Annotated in this window: 22 protein-coding genes; all 22 read right to left on the reverse strand. The window is 43.3% G+C overall.

What is annotated here, in order from left to right; all coding sequences use genetic code 11:
* Nucleotides 1–7: 7 nt before the first annotated feature.
* Nucleotides 8–889, reverse strand: a complete 882-nt coding sequence (locus H70737_RS18230) for a MinD/ParA family protein (RefSeq protein WP_042189436.1) — start codon at nt 887–889, stop codon at nt 8–10.
* On the reverse strand, nt 886–2247 hold the full coding sequence (flhF, locus tag H70737_RS18235; protein ID WP_042189437.1) for a flagellar biosynthesis GTPase FlhF: 1362 nt from the start codon (nt 2245–2247) through the stop codon (nt 886–888). Before flhF ends, H70737_RS18230 begins: the two co-directional genes overlap by 4 nt.
* A complete protein-coding gene (flhA, locus tag H70737_RS18240) occupies nt 2244–4277 on the reverse strand; it encodes a flagellar biosynthesis protein FlhA (protein ID WP_042189438.1) in 2034 nt (677 codons plus the stop codon). Before flhA ends, flhF begins: the two co-directional genes overlap by 4 nt.
* A 17-nt stretch (nt 4278–4294) precedes the next feature.
* Nucleotides 4295–5389, reverse strand: a complete 1095-nt coding sequence (flhB, locus tag H70737_RS18245; RefSeq protein WP_042189439.1) for a flagellar biosynthesis protein FlhB — start codon at nt 5387–5389, stop codon at nt 4295–4297.
* Nucleotides 5390–5411: 22 nt separating this feature from the next.
* A complete protein-coding gene (gene fliR, locus H70737_RS18250) occupies nt 5412–6197 on the reverse strand; it encodes a flagellar biosynthetic protein FliR (RefSeq protein WP_042194135.1) in 786 nt (261 codons plus the stop codon).
* Between the two features lie 9 nt (nt 6198–6206).
* Nucleotides 6207–6476: a flagellar biosynthesis protein FliQ gene (fliQ, locus tag H70737_RS18255; RefSeq protein ID WP_042189440.1), complete on the reverse strand. Its 270-nt coding sequence runs from the start codon at nt 6474–6476 to the stop codon at nt 6207–6209.
* Nucleotides 6477–6497: 21 nt separating this feature from the next.
* The gene (gene fliP, locus H70737_RS18260; protein WP_042189441.1) at nt 6498–7262 is read right to left on the reverse strand and encodes a flagellar type III secretion system pore protein FliP; all 765 of its coding nucleotides are present in this window, start codon (nt 7260–7262) and stop codon (nt 6498–6500) included.
* Complete coding sequence (locus H70737_RS18265) at nt 7259–7786, reverse strand: flagellar biosynthetic protein FliO (protein ID WP_042189442.1); 528 nt, start codon at nt 7784–7786, stop codon at nt 7259–7261. Before H70737_RS18265 ends, fliP begins: the two co-directional genes overlap by 4 nt.
* Nucleotides 7787–7795: 9 nt before the next feature.
* A complete protein-coding gene (locus H70737_RS18270) occupies nt 7796–8161 on the reverse strand; it encodes a response regulator (protein ID WP_036688523.1) in 366 nt (121 codons plus the stop codon).
* 26 nt (nt 8162–8187) lie between these two features.
* Entirely contained in the window at nt 8188–9489 is a 1302-nt protein-coding gene (gene fliY, locus H70737_RS18275) for a flagellar motor switch phosphatase FliY (RefSeq protein WP_042189443.1), read from the reverse strand.
* Entirely contained in the window at nt 9479–10477 is a 999-nt protein-coding gene (gene fliM, locus H70737_RS18280; protein WP_042189444.1) for a flagellar motor switch protein FliM, read from the reverse strand. Before fliM ends, fliY begins: the two co-directional genes overlap by 11 nt.
* Before the next feature lie 39 nt (nt 10478–10516).
* The gene (locus tag H70737_RS18285; RefSeq protein ID WP_042189445.1) at nt 10517–10984 is read right to left on the reverse strand and encodes a flagellar basal body-associated FliL family protein; all 468 of its coding nucleotides are present in this window, start codon (nt 10982–10984) and stop codon (nt 10517–10519) included.
* Complete coding sequence (locus H70737_RS18290) at nt 10981–11205, reverse strand: flagellar FlbD family protein (RefSeq protein WP_042128923.1); 225 nt, start codon at nt 11203–11205, stop codon at nt 10981–10983. The genes H70737_RS18285 and H70737_RS18290 overlap by 4 nt, the downstream gene beginning before the upstream one ends.
* A gap of 90 nt (nt 11206–11295) precedes the next feature.
* A complete protein-coding gene (gene flgG, locus H70737_RS18295) occupies nt 11296–12114 on the reverse strand; it encodes a flagellar basal body rod protein FlgG (RefSeq protein WP_042189446.1) in 819 nt (272 codons plus the stop codon).
* Between the two features lie 103 nt (nt 12115–12217).
* Nucleotides 12218–12604 (reverse strand): TIGR02530 family flagellar biosynthesis protein, encoded by a 387-nt coding sequence (locus H70737_RS18300; protein ID WP_042189447.1) that lies wholly within the window; start codon nt 12602–12604, stop codon nt 12218–12220.
* Complete coding sequence (locus H70737_RS18305; RefSeq protein WP_076285418.1) at nt 12601–13098, reverse strand: flagellar hook capping FlgD N-terminal domain-containing protein; 498 nt, start codon at nt 13096–13098, stop codon at nt 12601–12603. Before H70737_RS18305 ends, H70737_RS18300 begins: the two co-directional genes overlap by 4 nt.
* 32 nt (nt 13099–13130) lie before the next feature.
* Nucleotides 13131–14606, reverse strand: coding sequence for a flagellar hook-length control protein FliK (locus tag H70737_RS29885; RefSeq protein WP_052404339.1), 1476 nt, complete (start codon nt 14604–14606; stop codon nt 13131–13133).
* 25 nt (nt 14607–14631) lie between these two features.
* The gene (locus tag H70737_RS18315) at nt 14632–15576 is read right to left on the reverse strand and encodes a MotE family protein (protein WP_331281384.1); all 945 of its coding nucleotides are present in this window, start codon (nt 15574–15576) and stop codon (nt 14632–14634) included.
* A gap of 18 nt (nt 15577–15594) precedes the next feature.
* On the reverse strand, nt 15595–16038 hold the full coding sequence (gene fliJ / locus H70737_RS18320; RefSeq protein ID WP_042189448.1) for a flagellar export protein FliJ: 444 nt from the start codon (nt 16036–16038) through the stop codon (nt 15595–15597).
* Between the two features lie 9 nt (nt 16039–16047).
* Nucleotides 16048–17373 carry a flagellar protein export ATPase FliI gene (gene fliI / locus H70737_RS18325; protein ID WP_042128931.1) on the reverse strand — a complete coding sequence of 442 codons (1326 nt, stop codon included), beginning with the start codon at nt 17371–17373 and terminating at the stop codon, nt 16048–16050.
* Nucleotides 17354–18202, reverse strand: a complete 849-nt coding sequence (locus H70737_RS18330; RefSeq protein WP_042189449.1) for a FliH/SctL family protein — start codon at nt 18200–18202, stop codon at nt 17354–17356. Before H70737_RS18330 ends, fliI begins: the two co-directional genes overlap by 20 nt.
* Nucleotides 18195–19211 (reverse strand): flagellar motor switch protein FliG, encoded by a 1017-nt coding sequence (gene fliG / locus H70737_RS18335; protein ID WP_042128934.1) that lies wholly within the window; start codon nt 19209–19211, stop codon nt 18195–18197. Before fliG ends, H70737_RS18330 begins: the two co-directional genes overlap by 8 nt.
* Nucleotides 19212–19215: the final 4 nt, after the last annotated feature.

The raw sequence follows: 19215 nt of genomic DNA on the forward strand, positions 1-19215 counted from the left end.
AGAACAATTATTTACTTCGCTTTAACCATTTATGGATAAAGCCTTTTATGCCTTGAACTTTTGTTTCTTTTTTACCATCTATGGTCAAATAACTTAGGGCTAGCCGATGTATATCTTTTGCAGCAACACTGTTTGGAAAAGCCAATGAAAATGGCGTCTGCCTTTTGACAGCCTGCACTACATGGGCATCTGAGCTTATATGACCAAGATAGGAAACATCTAATTGCAAAAAACGACTGGCCGCCATACGGATCTTATCACTTGTCACTGATGCTTCTCTCTCATCACCCGCTTGATTCACGATCAGTTTAAAAGAAATATCCGGATATGTCCGATTCACAACCTTCATTAATGCGTAAGCGTCTGTTATAGCAGTTGGCTCTGGTGTTGTAACTACTAGGCAATCGTCCGCAGAGGTTATAAACTTCATCGTTTCCTTAGATAATCCAGCACCTGTATCGAACAAAATATAATCCATGCTGTCCGCAATAAGGGCTATCTGGGCTGTGAAATAATTAAGGTCCGATTCCGAAAGAGAAAATAACTCATCCATGCCCGATCCACCAGCTATAAAAGGAAGCCCGTTCGGTCCTAACTGAATAATCTGCTCAATATCCGCTTCTCTTTTTAACAGATGATATAGGTTATACTTCGCCGACACGCCCATTAACACGTCTATGTTAGCCATGCCAATATCTGCATCGAACAGCAATACTCTCTTTCCCATTGCTTTTAAAGTTAAAGCGAAATTAAGTGTAAAATTCGATTTCCCTACGCCACCTTTACCACTACAAACAGTAATGATACGGGCGGATGTTTCCCCTTTTTCAGCTAGTTTAGGCTCCTGACTGGATACAAGCTGTCTCAAGGATTGTGCCTGATCCATCATGATTCACCTGTTCCAAGAAGCATCTCACTAAGTTGTTCTTTGGAAGCCATCAATAAATCGTCAGGTACATTTTGACCATTGGTCATATAAGATAATGTGAGAGGGAAATCATTCAGGACGTTAAAGAGTGGTCCATAACTTCCCGTCTCATCTAGCTTGGTAAAAATAACTTTATCCAGCTTGTACCTGCCGAAATGCTCGGCAATCAATTTCATATCACGGCTTTTCGAAGTTAAGCTGAGTACAAGATAGGTCTCACTTCTTAATTCCTTCGCAAGCAAGCTTTGCAGTTCTGCTACAAGCATATCATTACGATAATTCCGTCCCGCTGTATCCATAATTACAAGATCACAACTCTCCAATCGAAAGAGTGCTCTTTGTAAATCTCCTGGAGATTGTACAACCTCTAGCGGAACATTCAGGATAGCTGCGTATGTACGCAACTGCTCCACAGCTGAAATTCGATACGTATCAGAGGTGATAAAACCAACCTTGCGTCCGTTTTTGAATAGCTGTTCAGCCGCAAGCTTGGCTATGGTAGTAGTTTTTCCTACTCCTGTGGGCCCTGCAATATATACGATTTGGGTATCAGGTGCAATTCCATCAGCGATTCGCCCTGACAGGAATCCATCGAGCTGTTCTTTTAAGGACTCCTGAAATTTCTCAGGTCCCCAAGTACGCCCTTCATCCGCCCAACGTTCGGAAATATTACTGATCCACTCCTCAACAAGTACAGTATCCATCTCCTGCTCAATCAAAAGATCTCTAAGCTGCTGGAGACTATCCGGTAATTCTCTTGCCCCTGAAGACTGCCTCGCGATTCGTTCCATCCAAAGCTTCATATCTCTAATTTCACGAAGAACATCATTCTCCAGCGCCGAGGCAACCTCTGGCGTTTGATCTAACCCTAAAGATTCATATAAGGTTGATACAGAGGTAGTTTCATCTGGATTGGATTCAAGAGATTTCTGATCAGGCTCTGGATGTTTGGTTATCGATTCTTTTACATCAATAGCTTCCGACAAGGCAGCGGCGATTTCCGCAAAGGACCGAGGCTCTTCCGGCTTTTCCAACGTTACAGTAGAAGCAGATGATGAAGATGAAGCTTTTTGGTAAGCTTGCGGGACAGCGCTGCGCGGAATGTTCATCGCAGGCTTCACAGGCTTTTCAGGAGCACTCTCCTTTTGAGCTTTTTCAACAGCCGCTACTACCTCTATTTTTTTCTTTTTAAACAATCCTAAAAATCCGCCAATCTTAATTTCTTTAGTACTTAAAATTACTGCCTCGCTTCCAAGCTCACTACGAATGGAATGCATGGCGTCAGGCATCGTATCGACCACATAACGCTTCACTCTCATAAATTCACCACTCCGACGCTTTGTATTTCAATGTTAGGTTCTAGTTCGCTATAAGACAGTACAGGAATATCCTGCATTGTCCGTTCAATCACCTGCCGCAAATACATACGAATGGTTGGTGATGTGAGTACAATGGGCTGTTGTCCTGACTGCAGCAGTCGATTGATCTGTTCACTTAACCGCTGATAGATCGTTTGAGTCGATGCTGGATCCAATGCCAAATAACTGCCCTGTTCAGATTGCTGCACACTCTCAGAAATTTTCTTCTCTAGGTTAGGTCCTACCGTAATAACTTTCAGAGTCTCTCCAACTTGCGAGAATTGCTGAGTAATCTGTCTGGACAAGGATTGACGAACATATTCGGTAAGAATATCAGGATCCTTGGTGTACGTCCCGTAATCCGCCAACGTCTCAAAAATAGTAACCAAATCCCTGATCGATATTTTCTCGCGCAGCAGCTTGGCAAGTACCTTTTGCACATCCCCAATCGCTAATACCGAAGGAATAAGATCATCAACAAGCACTGGATAATTGTCTCTTAGGTTATCCACCAACATCTTAGTTTCTTGTCGTCCTAACAACTCATGTCCATAACGCTTAATCAGCTCCGTCAAATGAGTTGCAACAACGGATGGTGGATCTACCACGGTATAACCTGACAATTCAGCCCGCTCTTTAACCGATTCGTCAATCCACAACGCTGGAAGTCCAAAAGATGGTTCAATGGTCTCAATACCGTTTATAGATTCATCATCATAGCCTGGACTCATGGCTAAGTAGTGATTAAGTAATAATTCACCGCCGCCGACAGTATTTCCTTTAATTTTTATGACATATTCATTCGGTTTTAGTTGAATATTGTCGCGAATGCGAATAACAGGCACTACAAGACCCATTTCAAGTGCACATTGCCGTCGAATCATGATGATACGATCTAGTAAATCTCCACCCTGACCTGTATCTGCCAAAGGTATAAGACCGTAGCCGAACTCGAATTCAATAGGATCTACAGAGAGTAAATTAATTACACTTTCCGGACTTCGTACCTCTTCAATCTGTTTCTCTTCAACAAGCTGCTCTTCGGCAATCTGTTTTCGATTTAAATTTTGTCCCATACTATAGGCTGCAAAAGCCAGCAAACCAGCTAGCGGGAGCGTAGTAATCATATGTATAGGTGTAAAGAGACCTAGAAAAGCAACAGTAACTGCAACAATATATAATAACTTTGGATAGGAGAGTAACTGCCCTGTTAATTCTTCTGCCAGATTACCTTCCGATGAAGCTCTAGTAACGATAAGACCTGCTGCAGTCGAAATGAGCAAAGCAGGAATCTGGCTGACTAGACCATCCCCGATCGTCAATACGGAATAAGTAGATAACGCAGTGGAGAAATCCATTCCATGCACAACCATACCGATAATAAATCCACCAATAAGATTGATTAACAGGATAATGATACTCGCAATCGCGTCTCCTTTAACGAATTTACTCGCACCATCCATGGCTCCGAAAAAATCCGCTTCCCGTTCAACATTGCGGCGACGCTCACGTGCCTGTGTTTCATTAATCATGCCTGCGTTAAGATCGGCATCAATACTCATCTGCTTGCCGGGCATCGCATCCAAGGTAAATCTCGCCCCTACCTCAGCTACACGCTCTGAACCTTTAGTAATAACAATAAACTGAACCACTACCAAAATCAGAAACACGATAAATCCAACGGCAATTTGTCCACCGGCGATCCAGCTTCCGAAAGTAGATACCACGGAACCGGCATCTGCGTAAGTCAGGATCAATTTCGTTGTCGAAATGTTTAGTGACAGACGAAACAATGTCGTAACAAGCAATAATGAAGGAAAAATTGAAAATTCGAGCGCATTCTTCGTGTTCATAGCAACTAATATGATAATTAATGCTATAGAAATATTAATAACTAGCAAAACGTCCAAAAGCCAGGACGGGATAGGCAGAATCATCATAAGCACAATACCGATGATGCCTAGCAAAACTGTTAAATCTTTAGCTTTCAATGTCCTAACCCCCCGCCTTATTTCCTCTTACCTTTAAGTTTATATACATATGCCAGCACTTCAGCTACAGCCTGAAACAGATCATTTGGAACGACATCTCCAATTTCTGCTCTTTGGAATAATGCCCGTGCCAGCGGTTTGTTTTCCATAGTCACGACGCCATGTTCTTTAGCCAGCTCCCGTATACGAAGTGCTACATAATCCTGCCCTTTTGCAATAATCTGTGGCGCCTCCATTTTGGAACCATCATATTTTAGCGCAACAGCAAAGTGAGTTGGATTTGTAATAATTACATCCGCGTTAGGAACTTCCTGCATCATACGCTGCATGGCCATTCTGCGTTGGCGTTCCCTGATCTTACCTTTAATTAGAGGGTCACCCTCCATTTTTTTGTATTCATCCTTGATATCCTGCTTAGACATTTTCAGGCTTTTTTCATGCTCGTACTTCTGATACATAAAATCTAGAAAAGCCATAATTAGCAGGGCAACCCCGATTTTCAAACCAAGACTCATCGTCAGCTTGGCCGCAAACTTAAAAATTCCCTCCGCACTGATATGCGACAGGGATGCAAAGTTCTTCTTTTCTCCCCATAATGTGCTATATACCAGATAAGAAATAATTAGAAGCTTAAATATTGATTTCAGGAATTCTACAAACGAACGCATAGAGAAAATATTTTTGAATCCTTTTATCGGATTAATCTTACTGAATTTAGGAGTAATCCCCTCTCCTGTAGCCATAAAGCCCACCTGCGCCAAGTTGGAAACAAGTGCCATAACAAACGTAATTCCAAGTAATGGAGCTAGCAAAATCAAGATTTGCAAGCCATACTGATTAAATAGCAGCGTTATATTCTCAGGCGTAACGTCCAGCATCATTCGATTCTGAAATACGTCCGTGTATAGCTTCATAAAACGCTCTTTCATAAAACCACCAAACATCATCAAGCTAACTACCGCAGCTAGCAATACAACCGCACCAGACAGCTCAGCACTTTTGGCTACTTGGCCTTTTTTACGAGCATCCTGCCGTTTCTTCGGGGTTGCTTTTTCCGTCTTTTCACCGGCGAAGAGTTGAAGATCTAGTCTATAACGCTTCGTCTTAGGCATAATACTCTCCCCTTACGGTCACCTACGGCTTCTTCCCCATGAGACCCAGTAAATTCTCCATGGATTCGAACATGATTTCGAAGAGATTCTGAAACAACACAGCCAGACCTGGCATCAGCACTAAAAGAAGTGCAATACCTATGATGATTTTTAGAGGAACCCCTATAACAAATACATTATATTGCGGAGCCGTTCTCGCTAAAAAAGCAAGACCAACATCGGTCAGAAACAGTGCAGTTACTAATGGAGCCGACATTTGAAACGCTAATACAAACGACTGCGCAAATGTTCGGACCAGAAACTCTGACAAACTACCATCAACCATGCGTAGAAATAAATCATTATTCATAGGAATCCATTTATAGCTGTACACAATGGCATCTAGTAAATGGTGATGTCCATTCATACTCAAAAACATTAGCAGGGCTATCATATATTTGAAATTACCGAGAATAGGTGCTGACGTTCCTGTCATAGGATCAATGACGTTGGCAATACCGAAGCCAATCTGAATATCTATGAAAGAACCTGCTGTCTGAATCGCCATAAACATCAAATATCCAATGAAACCTAGCAATAAGCCTATTAATACTTCTCTCATAATAAGCAAAATATAACTAAAATCCTGCGGAATAGTAATCCCTGTTCCATTAGCACTAAAGACTACCAATGCTACAAAAAAAGATATGCCAATCTTAAAAGTTGTCGGTACCCCTTGAGAAGAAAATACAGGAACGACAACAAAAAAGGCTGTAATTCGACAAAAAATAAGCAAAAAGACGGGTAAACTTTGCAATAAGGTATCCATGTTCATTGGTTAACCAATATACATATAGAGACTGCCTAGAATTTGGCTAGTAAAGTCAATTAGCTTCGTGATGATCCACGGTCCAAATAGCAATAAAGCCAGCAGTACTGCGACGATTTTTGGAACAAACGCTAGCGTCTGTTCCTGAATCTGTGTCGTAGCTTGAAAGATACTGATTATTAGCCCTACCACCAGACCAAGAATCAGCATGGGAGCGCTGACTTCCAGCACTAAATATACGGCTTGGCTTGCTAGACCGATAATAAACTCCGTACTCAATCCTCATGCCTCCTCTTAAGGTCAGGTGTTAAAACTAAGAAGTAGTGATTTAATGACTAAGTACCAGCCGTCTACCAGTACAAAGAGCATAATTTTAAAAGGTAATGAAATCATGACCGGGGGAAGCATCATCATCCCCATAGCCATCAGCGTACTCGCCACAACAATATCAATAATCAGAAATGGAATGAAAATTAAGAAGCCCATTGTAAAAGCTTTTTTCAATTCTCCAATTGCGAAAGCTGGCACCATCACCGTCAGTGGAATATCACTGTATGTAGCCGGTTTAGCCGATCCCGTATAACCGGTATATTTCATAAATAACAAAAGGTCTTTGGAATTGGTCTGTTTAAACATAAACTCTTTCATCGGATCAGCAGCTTTATCAAAAGCCTCAGTCTGGGTAATCGTCCCCTTCATATACGGCTGTAATGCCGTTTCATTCACTTGCGCCAAAGTTGGCGACATAATGAACAGGGTCAGAAACAGAGCAAGCCCTACCAGCACCTGATTCGGAGGCATGGCCTGAGTACCAAGTGAGGTTCTAACAAAACCGAGCACGATTACAATTCTAGTAAAACTGGTCATAAGAACTAGAAACGCCGGAGCAATACTCAGAACCGTAACGAGAAGAAGAATCGATATGGAACTGGTACCACCGCTTGAACCATCTTCATTACCGACCTGAATATTAACATTAGGTATAGGATCAGCATGTATCGGCCGCATCATAACTATACTAATGAACCCGAATAGCAGAATAGCAAGAATTAGCTTCTTTTTCATAAATTCCTCGACTCATCCTTAGTAACATCATCCCGTAACAGCTCTTCCATTTTCTCTTTTCGCTCTGGTGCAGAACGAAGCTTGGATTGCAGTGTCTCGTAAAAAGATGATGTTTCACTAAGCTCGATTTCTTCTGATGGAACCTCCCCACGCAGCTTAACCTTAACCTTGGCAATAAGCGGTGCGAGAAAATTATTCTGGTTGGAGGACTGATCCTCAAATGCTGCAATGATCAAAGCCACCTCATCCGGATCAGTGACTTTATCCAAGATGGATATGTTCTCACCAATCCCGATTAAGTAAAGGCTGCTTCCCAGTTCAATAACCTGCATCGACTTGTTAGGTCCCAGCCCTACAGCACCAAGCGTTCGAATGGAGCGCCCGCTCATAAAGGTCTGATTACGACGTCCAAGAAAACGGATCAGCAGCACAATAAGTACAATGATTACCGCAAGGACAATAATAACGTTAAGCAAATTCAGCAGGGTGTTATTGCTCCCGAGCGGTTCTGAATTGAGGGGCATGTCTTTTTCCTACACACCCAACGTTTTGTTGATAGCTTCGATAACTCGGTCAGCTTGGAAAGGCTTCACAATAAAGTCTTTTGCTCCTGCTTGAATAGCATCGATAACCATAGCCTGCTGGCCCATGGCTGAACACATGATGACCTTAGCAGCCGGATCTACCTTCTTGATTTCTTTCAGGGCGGCGATTCCGTCCATCTCAGGCATAGTTATATCCATCGTGATAAGGTCTGGACGCAGTTCTTTAAATTTCTCTATAGCTTGAGAACCGTCCTGAGCTTCGCCCACTACTTCAAATCCGTTTTTCGACAAAATGTCACGGATCATCATTCTCATAAATGCTGCATCGTCCACGATTAGAATTCGGTTAGCCATTTTTACAAAATCCTCCCTAAGTATGCTTATTGTAATTTCTGAATTCGGTCCCACTGGCTGACGATATCCGTAACGCGTACGCCGAAGTTTTCATCGATAACTACGACTTCACCTTTGGCAATAAGCTTGTTGTTAACCAAAATATCTACAGGCTCACCGGCGAGCTTGTCCAGCTCAATGATCGAGCCTTGAGACATTTCTAAAATATCTTTAATCTGCTTCTGGGTCCTTCCTAATTCTACGGTTACTCTAAGCGGTATGTCCATCAATAAATTTAAATTGTTTTCATCAATATGACCAAAAGCTCCACCGTTAAGGTTAGCAAACTGTACAGGCTGTACATTTACATTGCGATTCGCTTCAGGACTAAGCGGTGGTGTCTGCCCATAAGGCATGCCTTGAGGCGGCATTCCGTAGGGTGGCATCCCTGGCATGCCATACGCCGGCATTCCTGCTGGAGGGTAATAATATCCGCCTTCTGGCATTCCTGGATAACCAGGCATCCCCTGCGGCGGGTACGGCGGAGGTGTTTCTCCTACGGGCTGTGAAGGCGCCTGTTGCACTGGAGGAGCTACAGGAGGCGTCTCTTGAGCCGGCTTAGCAGGAGTCTCTGTCGACGTAACTGCAGCCTCCTGCGCTGCAGGGCTTACATCACCCAGAAGCATCGTTACCATATCCTTAGCAAACTGGACAGGCAAGAGCTGCATAATAGTAGAGTCGATTAAATCTCCTATCTTAAGTCGGAACGAAATTCGAATTAAGGTTTCGTCATTGGGTAAGCTGCCGACACCTTCACCGCTGGACATGTTCAGAATGTCGATACCCGGAGGTGAAATATTAACAAACCGATTGAAGATCGTAGACATTGATGTGGCAGAAGAACCCATCATTTGGTTCATTGCTTCCTGCACAGCACTAATGTGAATTTCATTCAATTCTTCATCTTTAGGTTCGCCTTCTCCACCAAGCATTAAATCTGCGATGACCTGTGCATCCCTAATCTTAATAACAAGAGAGTTAATACCCTGAAATCCATCTACATATTCCACGTGTACAGCTACATGTGGTTTAGGAAAAGCCACTTCAAATTCCCCGCGTGTAATGATGGAAACTTGAGGGGTTGTAATATCAACCTTTTTCCCTAGTAATGTGGAAAGAGCTGTCGCTGCACTACCAAACGTTATATTACCGATTTCACCCAAAGCATCCTGTTCAAACGGTGTTAAATAGTCATTTACCGTTTTCTCTGAAGGAGCCAATGAGCCTTCCGCAGATTGTCTCAGAAGGGCGTCGATTTCTTCTTGGGATAAATAATCTTTACTCGTCAAATTCTTCAACTCCTTCACTGACAATCTCGTCTATTTGCACGGCTACCCGGTCTTTCACCATTCCAGGACTTCCGATGAACTTAAGCTTCTCCCCTACCTTAATCGAGAGTCCAGAATCTACATTCCTGTTTAGTGAGATCACGTCACCGACGCTAAGCCCAAGAAACTCAGATATAGATAAGCTCGATTCTCCAAGTTCAGCGACAATCGGCAGTTTCGCCTTATGAACTCTAGCTTTAATAGCTTCAAGTTCATCTGCATCCCGCGTCTTCTTCTCTGTTACAAACCATTGGTGAACAGATAGTCTAGACATTATTGGTTCCAGAACGACGTGCGGTATGCACAGATTGATCATACCTGTTGTATCTCCTATTTTGGTGCTTAACGAGATCAATGCAATGGTCTCATTTGGCGATACAATTTGCATGAACTGTGGGTTCGTTTCGAGCGCTTCCATGCGCGGATGGATATCCAGCACAGTCTTCCAAGCCTCCTGCAAGCTCTCAAAACATCTGCTGAAGATACGCTCCATAATCGTTGTTTCGATTTCAGTTAAAGCATTAATCTTAGATGGCGCAGTCCCAAAACCGCCCAGCAATCTGTCCAGCATAGCGAAAGCGATGTTTGGATGAACTTCCATTACCATTCGACCTTCTAAAGGTTCGGCTTCAAAAATGTTCAGTATTGTCATTTTCGGAATGGAACGAATGAATTCATCATAAGGGAGCTGCTCTACTTGAACGACATTAATCTGCACAAAGGTGCGTAATTGGGCTGAAAAGTACGTTGTAAGATAGCGTGCGAAATTGTCATGAATCCTTGTAAGACTACGAATATGATCTTTAGAAAATCGAACAGCCCGTTTAAAGTCATAAGATCGGATCTTCTTCTGAGTTTCTTCCTTTTTAAGTTCATCGGCATCCATCTCACCTGAAGAAAGTGCAGCAAGTAGAGCATCTATTTCGTTTTGTGATAGTACATCAACCAATTCAATCACCCCCCTATCAAAGAATTATCATGCCTGAAGCTACATAGAAGCCAAAAGGTATTTGGTGACTTCGATCTGAGTGATTTTGCCTTCGGTCAATGTCTTATTGATCAGATTAACAAGCTTGCTGCTAAGCTGGTCTTTGCCATTTGCTCCATTAAGCTCCTCAGGTTTGGTATCTGCAAGCGTTTTGATAATAATCGGTTTGATTTTGATCTCTTTTATTTTTTCGAATGCTTCCTTTGATTTCGCAGAATTCAGTTGGAAGGCGAAATCTATTTGAACGATATAATCGGGATCAGCAAGATTTGTTTTGATATCTTTGATCTCTGCCGTTAATTCGACGATTTCATCTGCAGTTAAATACTTGGTTTCCACACTTTGAACCGCAGCATTTACATCATTCGAATCTTTCGGAAAGATCTTGTCCATTAATAAAAATGCGGCGATCACGATAAGTGTAATCGCAAGTAAAATCGTAAGTAACCATGGCAGCATCTTCTTCATGTTAGCTCCTCCATTGACTGGACTTTAATGGTGGCAGCATATGTGCCTATGTCCCTGTTATAATCCCGGATCTTCGTAATAACTTCATCAGCTTTTTCAAGCACGATCAGTCTTTTTCCGGTTACTAGCGTAATATATGTATCCGGGCTTTCTTCTACCATTTCTACCAGTAGGGCATTGATCCACATCGGTGTTCCATTTAATCTCGTTACCGATATCATAACAGGCCTCCTAACAAAAATAGGGGGAGGGGTATCTCCCCCACGACTCCGCGTTAATCTTTAAAAAAAGATATTAAATTATTGATAAAATTAACGCTTCAGGTTAACTACTTCCTGCAGCACTTCATCAGAAGTCGTAATGATACGGGAGTTCGCCTGGAATCCACGTTGCGATACGATCATTTCTGTAAATTCATTCGTAAGATCCACATTCGACATTTCGAGTTGACCAGAAATGATCGCCCCAGTGCCATCTTCTGTATTATTCGCTGTAGTCGGAACAAGCTCACCTTCTGCATTCGCATTAAGTGACATACGGTATAGATTGCCACCAATCTTCTCTAATCCAGATGGATTAGTAACCTTAGCTACACCGATCTTCACACCTGCTTCAGTCGTTCCATCCGACATGGTCTGAACAATCGTTCCATCATTGGAAATGGAGAACGCTGTTACATCATCACCCAGTTGAATGGGTCCACCATCGGAATCTAGCACATGAAGTCCGTCAGAAGTTACAAGATTACGTGCAGCATCTACATGAAAATCTCCTGCACGAGTCAAGAAAGGTGTTTCTTGATCTTCTGATAGCTTTACTAGGAAAAAACCATCTCCGTCAATGCGTAAATCTGTCGGGTTATTAGTAGTTTGAGCACTACCGGGTAAATGGAGTGTATCGATAGAAGCGATACTTACGCCTAGTCCGATTTGTTTAGCATTCATACCACCTGCACCATCATCACTAGGAGCAGTTACACCAGAAACAGTTTGACTCATAATGTCCTTGAACATAACCCGTCCTGATTTAAAACCAATTGTATTGACATTGGCAATGTTATTACCGATTACATCAAGCTTAGTCTGAAAGCCTCTCATCCCCGAAACCCCTGAATACATAGATCTTAACATTTGTGTTGTCCTCCCAGATTATAGAGTCCTAATAACTTACTAAGTGAATGGGACCGCGTCAGTCGGTCAGCGGCCGCCTCGGCTTTCCGTTAGGACCAGCCGGTTATGAAATCACAATTGCACTATCAATTTGCGTAAACACGTTATCTTTAATCGAATTTCCATCCATAGCGGTTACAACCGTACGATTCGGGACACTTACGATAAATGCCAAGTCCTTCATTAATATCAAGGATTCTTTACTGCCTTTGGCAGCAGCTTTATCCACAGCAGAAGATATCTGATCCAGTTGTCTGCTTCCAAGTTCAATTCCTCTTTGTTCAAGACGCTTAGCAGCATGATTGCTGAATTTTAGAAGATTTTGTTGCAGTACGCTCTCAAAGGTGGCTTCTCCAGTCACAGTCTGCTTCGGTATCGAAGATCGCTGTAACGTTGAGGAATGTAGGGACGACGCAGGATACAGTTGGCCTATGGTCAGCCTGTCACTCATATTGTCGCCTCGCTTCCTCCGTTATTCTCCGGAGTATTACTATCTGTACCAGAACCATTCTCTGTTGTTGCGGGATTCTGAATTTGTGTAATATCGGTTAAAGCAATTCTGTCTTTCCCCACAACCGCATATTGAATCCCTTTGCTGACAACGATTGATTCAACGTTCCCTGTCTTAGGTAGATTTGTGGCGGTATCCGTCCATGTGATATCTTTACCAATCAAGCCGGATACTGATCCAAGAGACTGATTCATTGATGTAAGCTGTGTAGAGATATTCATCAGCTGCTCAACAGATGTAAACTGTGCCATTTGAGCAATAAATTCTTTATCTTGCATCGGCTGCATCGGATCTTGATTCTGCAGCTGGGTGATCAAAATCTTCAAAAACTGATCCTTACCCAAGACAGAATTTCCTGTTGTTTTAGTAGATTCAGGAGTTGTATAATTCCACTGGTCTTTAGTAGAAACAGGAGGAGTTGTTGTTGTCGTCATAACCGTTCACCTCTCTTTCACTTGTGATAAGTTTAAGCTTTGGCAGAGAAGGAGTTTCCTTGATTCTCATCTTCTTGCCCTGCGTTTGAAACCCAATCTTTCCATTCACCATTTAGCTCTGCGGCAAGAATGGCATCATTAGCTTCCTCACGACTTTCTTTGGAGCGTCTTCCCTGCTGACCACTTCCAGAACCAGGTTGGCGTCCTTCTTGACCCCACCCTGAATTGAGGGGGGTATTATTTTGTGTGACTTCCAATTTTTCTACTTGGAGGCCTTGAGACTGCAATGCCGCTCGAAGCTGGTTCATCTGCTGTTCCAACATATCCTTTGCTCCGGAATGTTCAGTCATAAACTGTGCAACCAGATGGCCGTTTTGCATAGTAATCTTAACATCTACTTGTCCGAGATTTTCTGGAAAGAGTGATATCGTAGCCTCAGCTACTCCGCCTTTTTGCACAATCTCCAATTTACCTGTAATAAAACCGGTCATTTCCTGTGCAAACTGATGAACGGGTACAGGAGCTACTGGAACCTCAGCCTTCAACGGAGCAGTAATTCCTCCCCTAAGAGCTAGTTGACCAGCAGTTACAACCTCATGATCTCCTTCTATGATAGTAGTTCCTGATGTGGAATCTTGAGCTGATTCTGCCTGCTTTGTCTCTCCAGTTGCACTGCTTTTAATCAATGGAGCGGTAAGCTCTGCTTCAGGATCTTGAACAGCTCCTGAGGTCACAGGCGAAGTTAGGACTGCTTCATTCTTAATTGCAGCTGCTTCTCCAGCACGATTACTAAGGTTTTGAATGGTTTTGTCCGTCGTATTACCTTTGCTTTCAGTCACTATAGGTTGTTGTACAGATACACCAGAATTTTCATTTGTACTGGAGTTCTTTCCCTTCCCCTTAATAGTGTTAGCGGAGGACTGTTCTAGTATTGCTGTGAAATTATTTAACAGGCTTATTCCTTTACTAGCAGCTTCTTCGTTCCCACTGACAGCAGCTTCCTGAATCATAGTAACTAAACTTTGCAAATCATCTTGAACAGCAAATCGCAGTGTATCCGCATGCTTAGCTAACGGCGACAAGCTTCCTGCCGACTCCGTATCAGATGTAGCATCACCCTCAGTCGCTTGACTTCCCGATAGAAGAGCTGATACCTGAAGTAGCCAAGCTTGTAAAGCTACCAGCACAGCAGGATCGCTATTGATGCTTTCATCTAGATTTTCAACATCAGCAGTTAGCTTCTCGATAAGATCAGAATTCTGCGTATCTTGTCCCCCTTGATCTTCTCCAGTTGTCTGCACTTCCTTTAAAAGACCTTGCAATAAAGAGGCTAGATTTCCCAGAAGCGGATCAGTAGGTACCGATGTGGTGTTAGCTGTGTTTCCTCCCATAGTTTGCACTAAAGTCTGCGCGAAAGGTACAGCAGCTGTTGTGCCAGTAGAAGTTGATGAGCTACCACTTGCGGCTGTAGCATTTGCGCTCACAAGCGATTGAACCACTAAACTCATATTATTTTTCACCTCCTTTCAATATTTATTTAGCACCCATCAAACGGTTAACAATCTTCGCGGTTTGCGCACTATCATTTTTAGTCATTTCTCCCAAAATCGAAGAACGAACACTATCACTAACGGTATTCATAATCGTTACTACTTTATCAGGGCTAATCTTATACATTTCTCCTAGTAGAGAAGCTGCATTGGCAGGCGTCATTGAACTAAAGGTTTGGTTCAACTTTTCCTTATCCAGATTTGTACTAGTTTTAGTCGTTTGAGTAGTGCTACCAGCTTCTTTTTTCAATCTAGATTGAAGAGCAGCAATTGCCATATCACCCGAAGAGGTAGTTTCTTTCAACTTAATCGTGACATCTGCCGCTTTTTGAGGATCCATTTTTTCCAGAATCGCAGTTTTACTCGCTTTATTCATCACGCTGAATATCTGCACCATCTCTTCTGTAGTCAAATTCTCCATAATCGGTGCAGCTTTGGAAGCTTTCATGCCCGCGTACAGCTTCGCCAGATCAGTAACCTGCTTCTGATAAGGATCTTCTGTTTCCTCACTGTTTACTTCAGCAGCTGCAGCAGCTTCCGTCTTCATCCCCTCAATTTGCGACTCTAGCGCCTGAACCTTGGTATCCTGGGCTGTTTTTTCATCTGTGACCTTCTTCAACTCATCTGCCTTCTGGGCAAGCTGAGCTTTGAGCTCCTTAATCGTTGAGTTTGAGCTCACTTCCTGCTTTTTGCTTTCTTCCTTCGGTTTAGAAGGATCTGTTGGCGGATCAGGAACCCATTTTTCCAGAATCGGAATTTTATTCGCAACTTCAAGCACGTTATTACGAATGTCCATATTAAAAAGCGTCAACAGTACTCCAAGCAGTACTAGCGTGAAGATAATCGGTATCATTAGAAATAAGAACCGCTCAAATTTCCCCGCTGACCCTTCATTTTCAAGTTCCATGTCATTATCAATTTTAGCCACTAGCGGAAACCTCCCGGGTTAGAGGGATTTCATCGCGAAGCGGACGGTTGCCATCTCATCCAGTTCGTTTTGTTCCCGTAAAATCATACTTTGCTGAAACTGTGTCTCAGCCTTATCTTTTGCCTTTAACCATACTTTTTCATCTAATACCTTTGTGCTTAACTGATCTTGCTTCTTCAAGACTTCCTGATGTGCACTTCTAATGTCCGTATGTTTACGGGCAATGCATATATCCAGGTATTCTACATATTCTTGTATTTCACGAATCTTCGCCATAGGTGCCTTTTGTTCTGCGGCATTTTGTAAAGATAACATAATAGCGCTCCGCTGAAAGGTGAGTTCATCCAGGCTTCTTTCTTGTGCCTGCAATTCTCCAAGCGCGCTTGAGAGCATCCATTCTGCCTGTGTCTTCTCATTGCCCTTCAAGTCAACGACTTTTTGAAAAGTATAATGAAATCTCATGATACTGAATCAACTCCTCGAGAAGTGTGAAATTAAAGACTGTTGAACTTCAGCCAGCGTAACTTTTTCATTCACTCTTTGTTTGGTGAATTCCCATATACTGTCTATATACTCCATCGACTCATCGATTTGAGCATTGGAGCCTCTCTGATACGCTCCGATATTAATTAAATCCTCTGAATCCTTGTACACGGCCATTAGTCGCTTAACATTCTCTGCTGCGGCGATCTGTTCTTCTGGCGCAATATCCTTCATTACACGACTAATGCTGGAAAGCACATCTATTGCTGGAAAATGTCCTTTGTTCGCAATACTTCGGTTAAGGACGATATGTCCATCGAGTATTCCTCTCACTGCATCAGCGATCGGCTCATTCATGTCATCACCATCAACCAATACAGTGTAAAAAGCTGTGATAGAGCCTGTAGGACCAGTTCCGGCGCGTTCTAGTAGTTTAGGTAAGCTTGCAAATACAGATGGTGTGTAACCTCTCATAGCTGGTGGTTCTCCGACTGCAAGTCCAACTTCACGTTGAGCCATAGCATAACGAGTGACCGAATCCATCATCAGCATCACATTAAGTCCACGATCCCGAAAATACTCAGCAATCGTAGTAGCAATAAGTGCTCCCTTAATTCGAATTAATGCAGGCTGATCAGATGTAGCGACAATAACAACTGACCTCTGCAAACCCTCAGGTCCCAAATCGCGTTCGATGAAATCCAGTACTTCCCTGCCACGTTCCCCAATCAGAGCGATAACATTAACATCTGCTGATGTATTACGTGCAATCATTCCCATGAGCGTACTTTTGCCGACCCCTGAACCAGCGAAAATCCCCACCCGCTGACCTTTACCAATTGTTAGCAAACCATCTATCGCTCTTACACCGATGCTAATAGGTTCTTGCACTCGTGGTCTATTGAGTGGATTGGACGGAATGTTAAAGGTCGAACTATGTGGCATTCGAGCTGGGATCAGGGAACCATCAAGCGGTTGCCCTAGACCATCCAGTACCTTACCCAGCAATTCTGAACCCACCTGAACACTAAGCGGCTTACCTGTTCCCACTACATCACAACCAGGTCCAATTGCCTGCAGTTCTCCAAGTGGCATTAATAGCACCTTGTTGTCACGGAAACCAACGACTTCAGCTTGCAGCGGCTTATTTCCTTTAGAAGGATAGATATAGCACACATCACCAATGCTAGCATCAGGTCCTTCAGATTCAACCATAAGACCGATAACCTGCGTCACTTTCCCATTGATCCTCACCGGATCGAGATTACGAAGTTGCTCCTTATAACGGTTACTATCAAGCATCTTCTTCCCCATTTCTCTGCTCATCGGTGTCCAGCGCGATTCTAACCAGCTCTTTCTTGATTTCTGCAAGCTGAGTATCAATTCGGGCATCTATGCTGCCAAAGGAGGAGCGGATTACACAACCTTGATCTTTCACAGTCGAGTCAGGCAAGATCTGTAGTTCAGCCTGCGAGTCAACCGCTAATGACAATTCTTCCCTTGCTGCGTTTACGAAAGCGAACTGCGCAGGTGATACACACAGTGAAATCAGCCCCTGCTCACGTTTACGAGCTAGATTCTTCCGAATCAAATCCATTGCAAACTGCGGCTCAACCGTTAACTGTCTGTCCACAATTTTCTCCGCAATATCACAGCTTAGCTCAACCAAGAAAGGTTCAGCTTCCTGAATAATGACATCCCTTGCCTTATAGGCTTCAGTTAAAACAGCACGAGCTTCATCCATCATCGCTGCAATTTTGAGCTTCATCTCTTGCTCAGCTTGAGAAACACCTTCTTGATACCCTAGCTGATAAGCCTCGGCTTTGACGGCCTCAACTAGATGTTCATCCTGCTCACGCCGCTCTTTCCACCACTCTTCAGCCTCCGCTTTTGAGGATTCAACAATCTGTTCCGCTTCAAGAGAGGCATTCCGTACTTGCTCTTCAGCAAATTCTTGGGCGTCTTTAAGCATTTGCTTACGTGCCACTTCAGCCTCTTCACGAGCGGGATCATGATAGTGAGTCTCGCTTACAGTCTCCTCTGGAACGGGCTCCTCAGTTAGGCCCGCATAGTGCCGGGCCTGCTCCAATCTTTTCAGTACATCAACTGGAACATACTGAGAATGCTTAATCAGCTTAGACAATGATGTCATCTCCTCCGCCACGAGCGATGATAATTTCTCCAGACTCTTCGAGTCTGCGGATCGTACCTACAATACGCGTTTGCGCTTCTTCTACATCACGCAACCGCACAGGACCCATGTACTCCATTTCTTCTCGGAATGTCTCTGCCATACGTTTGGACATATTCCGGAAAATAACATCTCGTACTTCTTCGCTTGCAACCTTAAGGGCAAGCTGCAGGTCCGCATTATCAATATCACGAATAATACGCTGAATCGAACGGTTATCCACATTGACAATATCCTCGAATACGAACATCCGCTTCTTGATTTCCTCGGCGAGCTCTGGATCTTGAATTTCGAGAGAATCCAGAATTGTGCGCTCTGTCCCACGGTCAACACCATTCAAGATCTGTACGATTGATTCGATACCGCCAGCATTTGTATAATCCTGAGTTACTGTAGCAGAAAGCTTCTGCTCTAGCACTCGTTCAATTTGTGTAATGACCTCCGGAGAGGTGCTGTCCATTACAGCAATTCTTCTAGCCACCTCCGCCTGCTTCTCTTGAGGTAATGAGGAGAGAATAGCTGCGGCTTGTTCGAATTGCAGATAAGACAATACAAGTGCGATAGTCTGGACATTCTCATTCTGAATAAAGTTCAAAATCTGGTTTGGATCAGCCTTGCGTGCAAAATCGAAAGGTCTTACCTGCAAAGTCGCAGTCAGACGGTTAATGACCTCCATTGCTTTTGCGGAACCAAGTGCTTTCTCCAGAATCTCTTTGGCGTAGTTAATACCGCCTTGTGATATATATTCCTGGGCGAGGCATATCTGATGGAACTCAGACATGATCGACTCTTTTTCACTGCTGTCCACTTTACGGACATTGGCAATTTCAAGAGTTAATTGTTCAATCTCCTCGTCTCTTAAATGTTTGAATATTTGCGCCGATACCTCGGGCCCTAGTGTGATAAGCAGGATCGCGGCCTTTTGACGGCCACTAAGCCCCTGCTGACTAGCCTTTGCCATTAGT

It is taken from the genome of Paenibacillus sp. FSL H7-0737, assembly GCF_000758545.1.
Lineage (GTDB): Bacteria > Bacillota > Bacilli > Paenibacillales > Paenibacillaceae > Paenibacillus_AQ.

Coding starts and splice junctions, on each gene's coding strand:
- H70737_RS18230 (WP_042189436.1), bottom strand. CDS start 889: ATGATGGATCAGGCACAATCCTTGAGACAGCTTGTATCCAGTCAGGAG.
- flhF (WP_042189437.1), bottom strand. CDS start 2,247: ATGAGAGTGAAGCGTTATGTGGTCGATACGATGCCTGACGCCATGCAT.
- flhB (WP_042189439.1), bottom strand. CDS start 5,389: ATGCCTAAGACGAAGCGTTATAGACTAGATCTTCAACTCTTCGCCGGT.
- fliR (WP_042194135.1), bottom strand. CDS start 6,197: ATGGATACCTTATTGCAAAGTTTACCCGTCTTTTTGCTTATTTTTTGT.
- fliP (WP_042189441.1), bottom strand. CDS start 7,262: ATGAAAAAGAAGCTAATTCTTGCTATTCTGCTATTCGGGTTCATTAGT.
- H70737_RS18265 (WP_042189442.1), bottom strand. CDS start 7,786: ATGCCCCTCAATTCAGAACCGCTCGGGAGCAATAACACCCTGCTGAAT.
- H70737_RS18270 (WP_036688523.1), bottom strand. CDS start 8,161: ATGGCTAACCGAATTCTAATCGTGGACGATGCAGCATTTATGAGAATG.
- H70737_RS18285 (WP_042189445.1), bottom strand. CDS start 10,984: ATGAAGAAGATGCTGCCATGGTTACTTACGATTTTACTTGCGATTACA.
- H70737_RS18290 (WP_042128923.1), bottom strand. CDS start 11,205: ATGATATCGGTAACGAGATTAAATGGAACACCGATGTGGATCAATGCC.
- flgG (WP_042189446.1), bottom strand. CDS start 12,114: ATGTTAAGATCTATGTATTCAGGGGTTTCGGGGATGAGAGGCTTTCAG.
- H70737_RS18300 (WP_042189447.1), bottom strand. CDS start 12,604: ATGAGTGACAGGCTGACCATAGGCCAACTGTATCCTGCGTCGTCCCTA.
- H70737_RS18305 (WP_076285418.1), bottom strand. CDS start 13,098: ATGACGACAACAACAACTCCTCCTGTTTCTACTAAAGACCAGTGGAAT.
- H70737_RS29885 (WP_052404339.1), bottom strand. CDS start 14,606: ATGAGTTTAGTGGTTCAATCGCTTGTGAGCGCAAATGCTACAGCCGCA.
- fliJ (WP_042189448.1), bottom strand. CDS start 16,038: ATGAGATTTCATTATACTTTTCAAAAAGTCGTTGACTTGAAGGGCAAT.
- fliI (WP_042128931.1), bottom strand. CDS start 17,373: ATGGGGAAGAAGATGCTTGATAGTAACCGTTATAAGGAGCAACTTCGT.
- fliG (WP_042128934.1), bottom strand. CDS start 19,211: ATGGCAAAGGCTAGTCAGCAGGGGCTTAGTGGCCGTCAAAAGGCCGCG.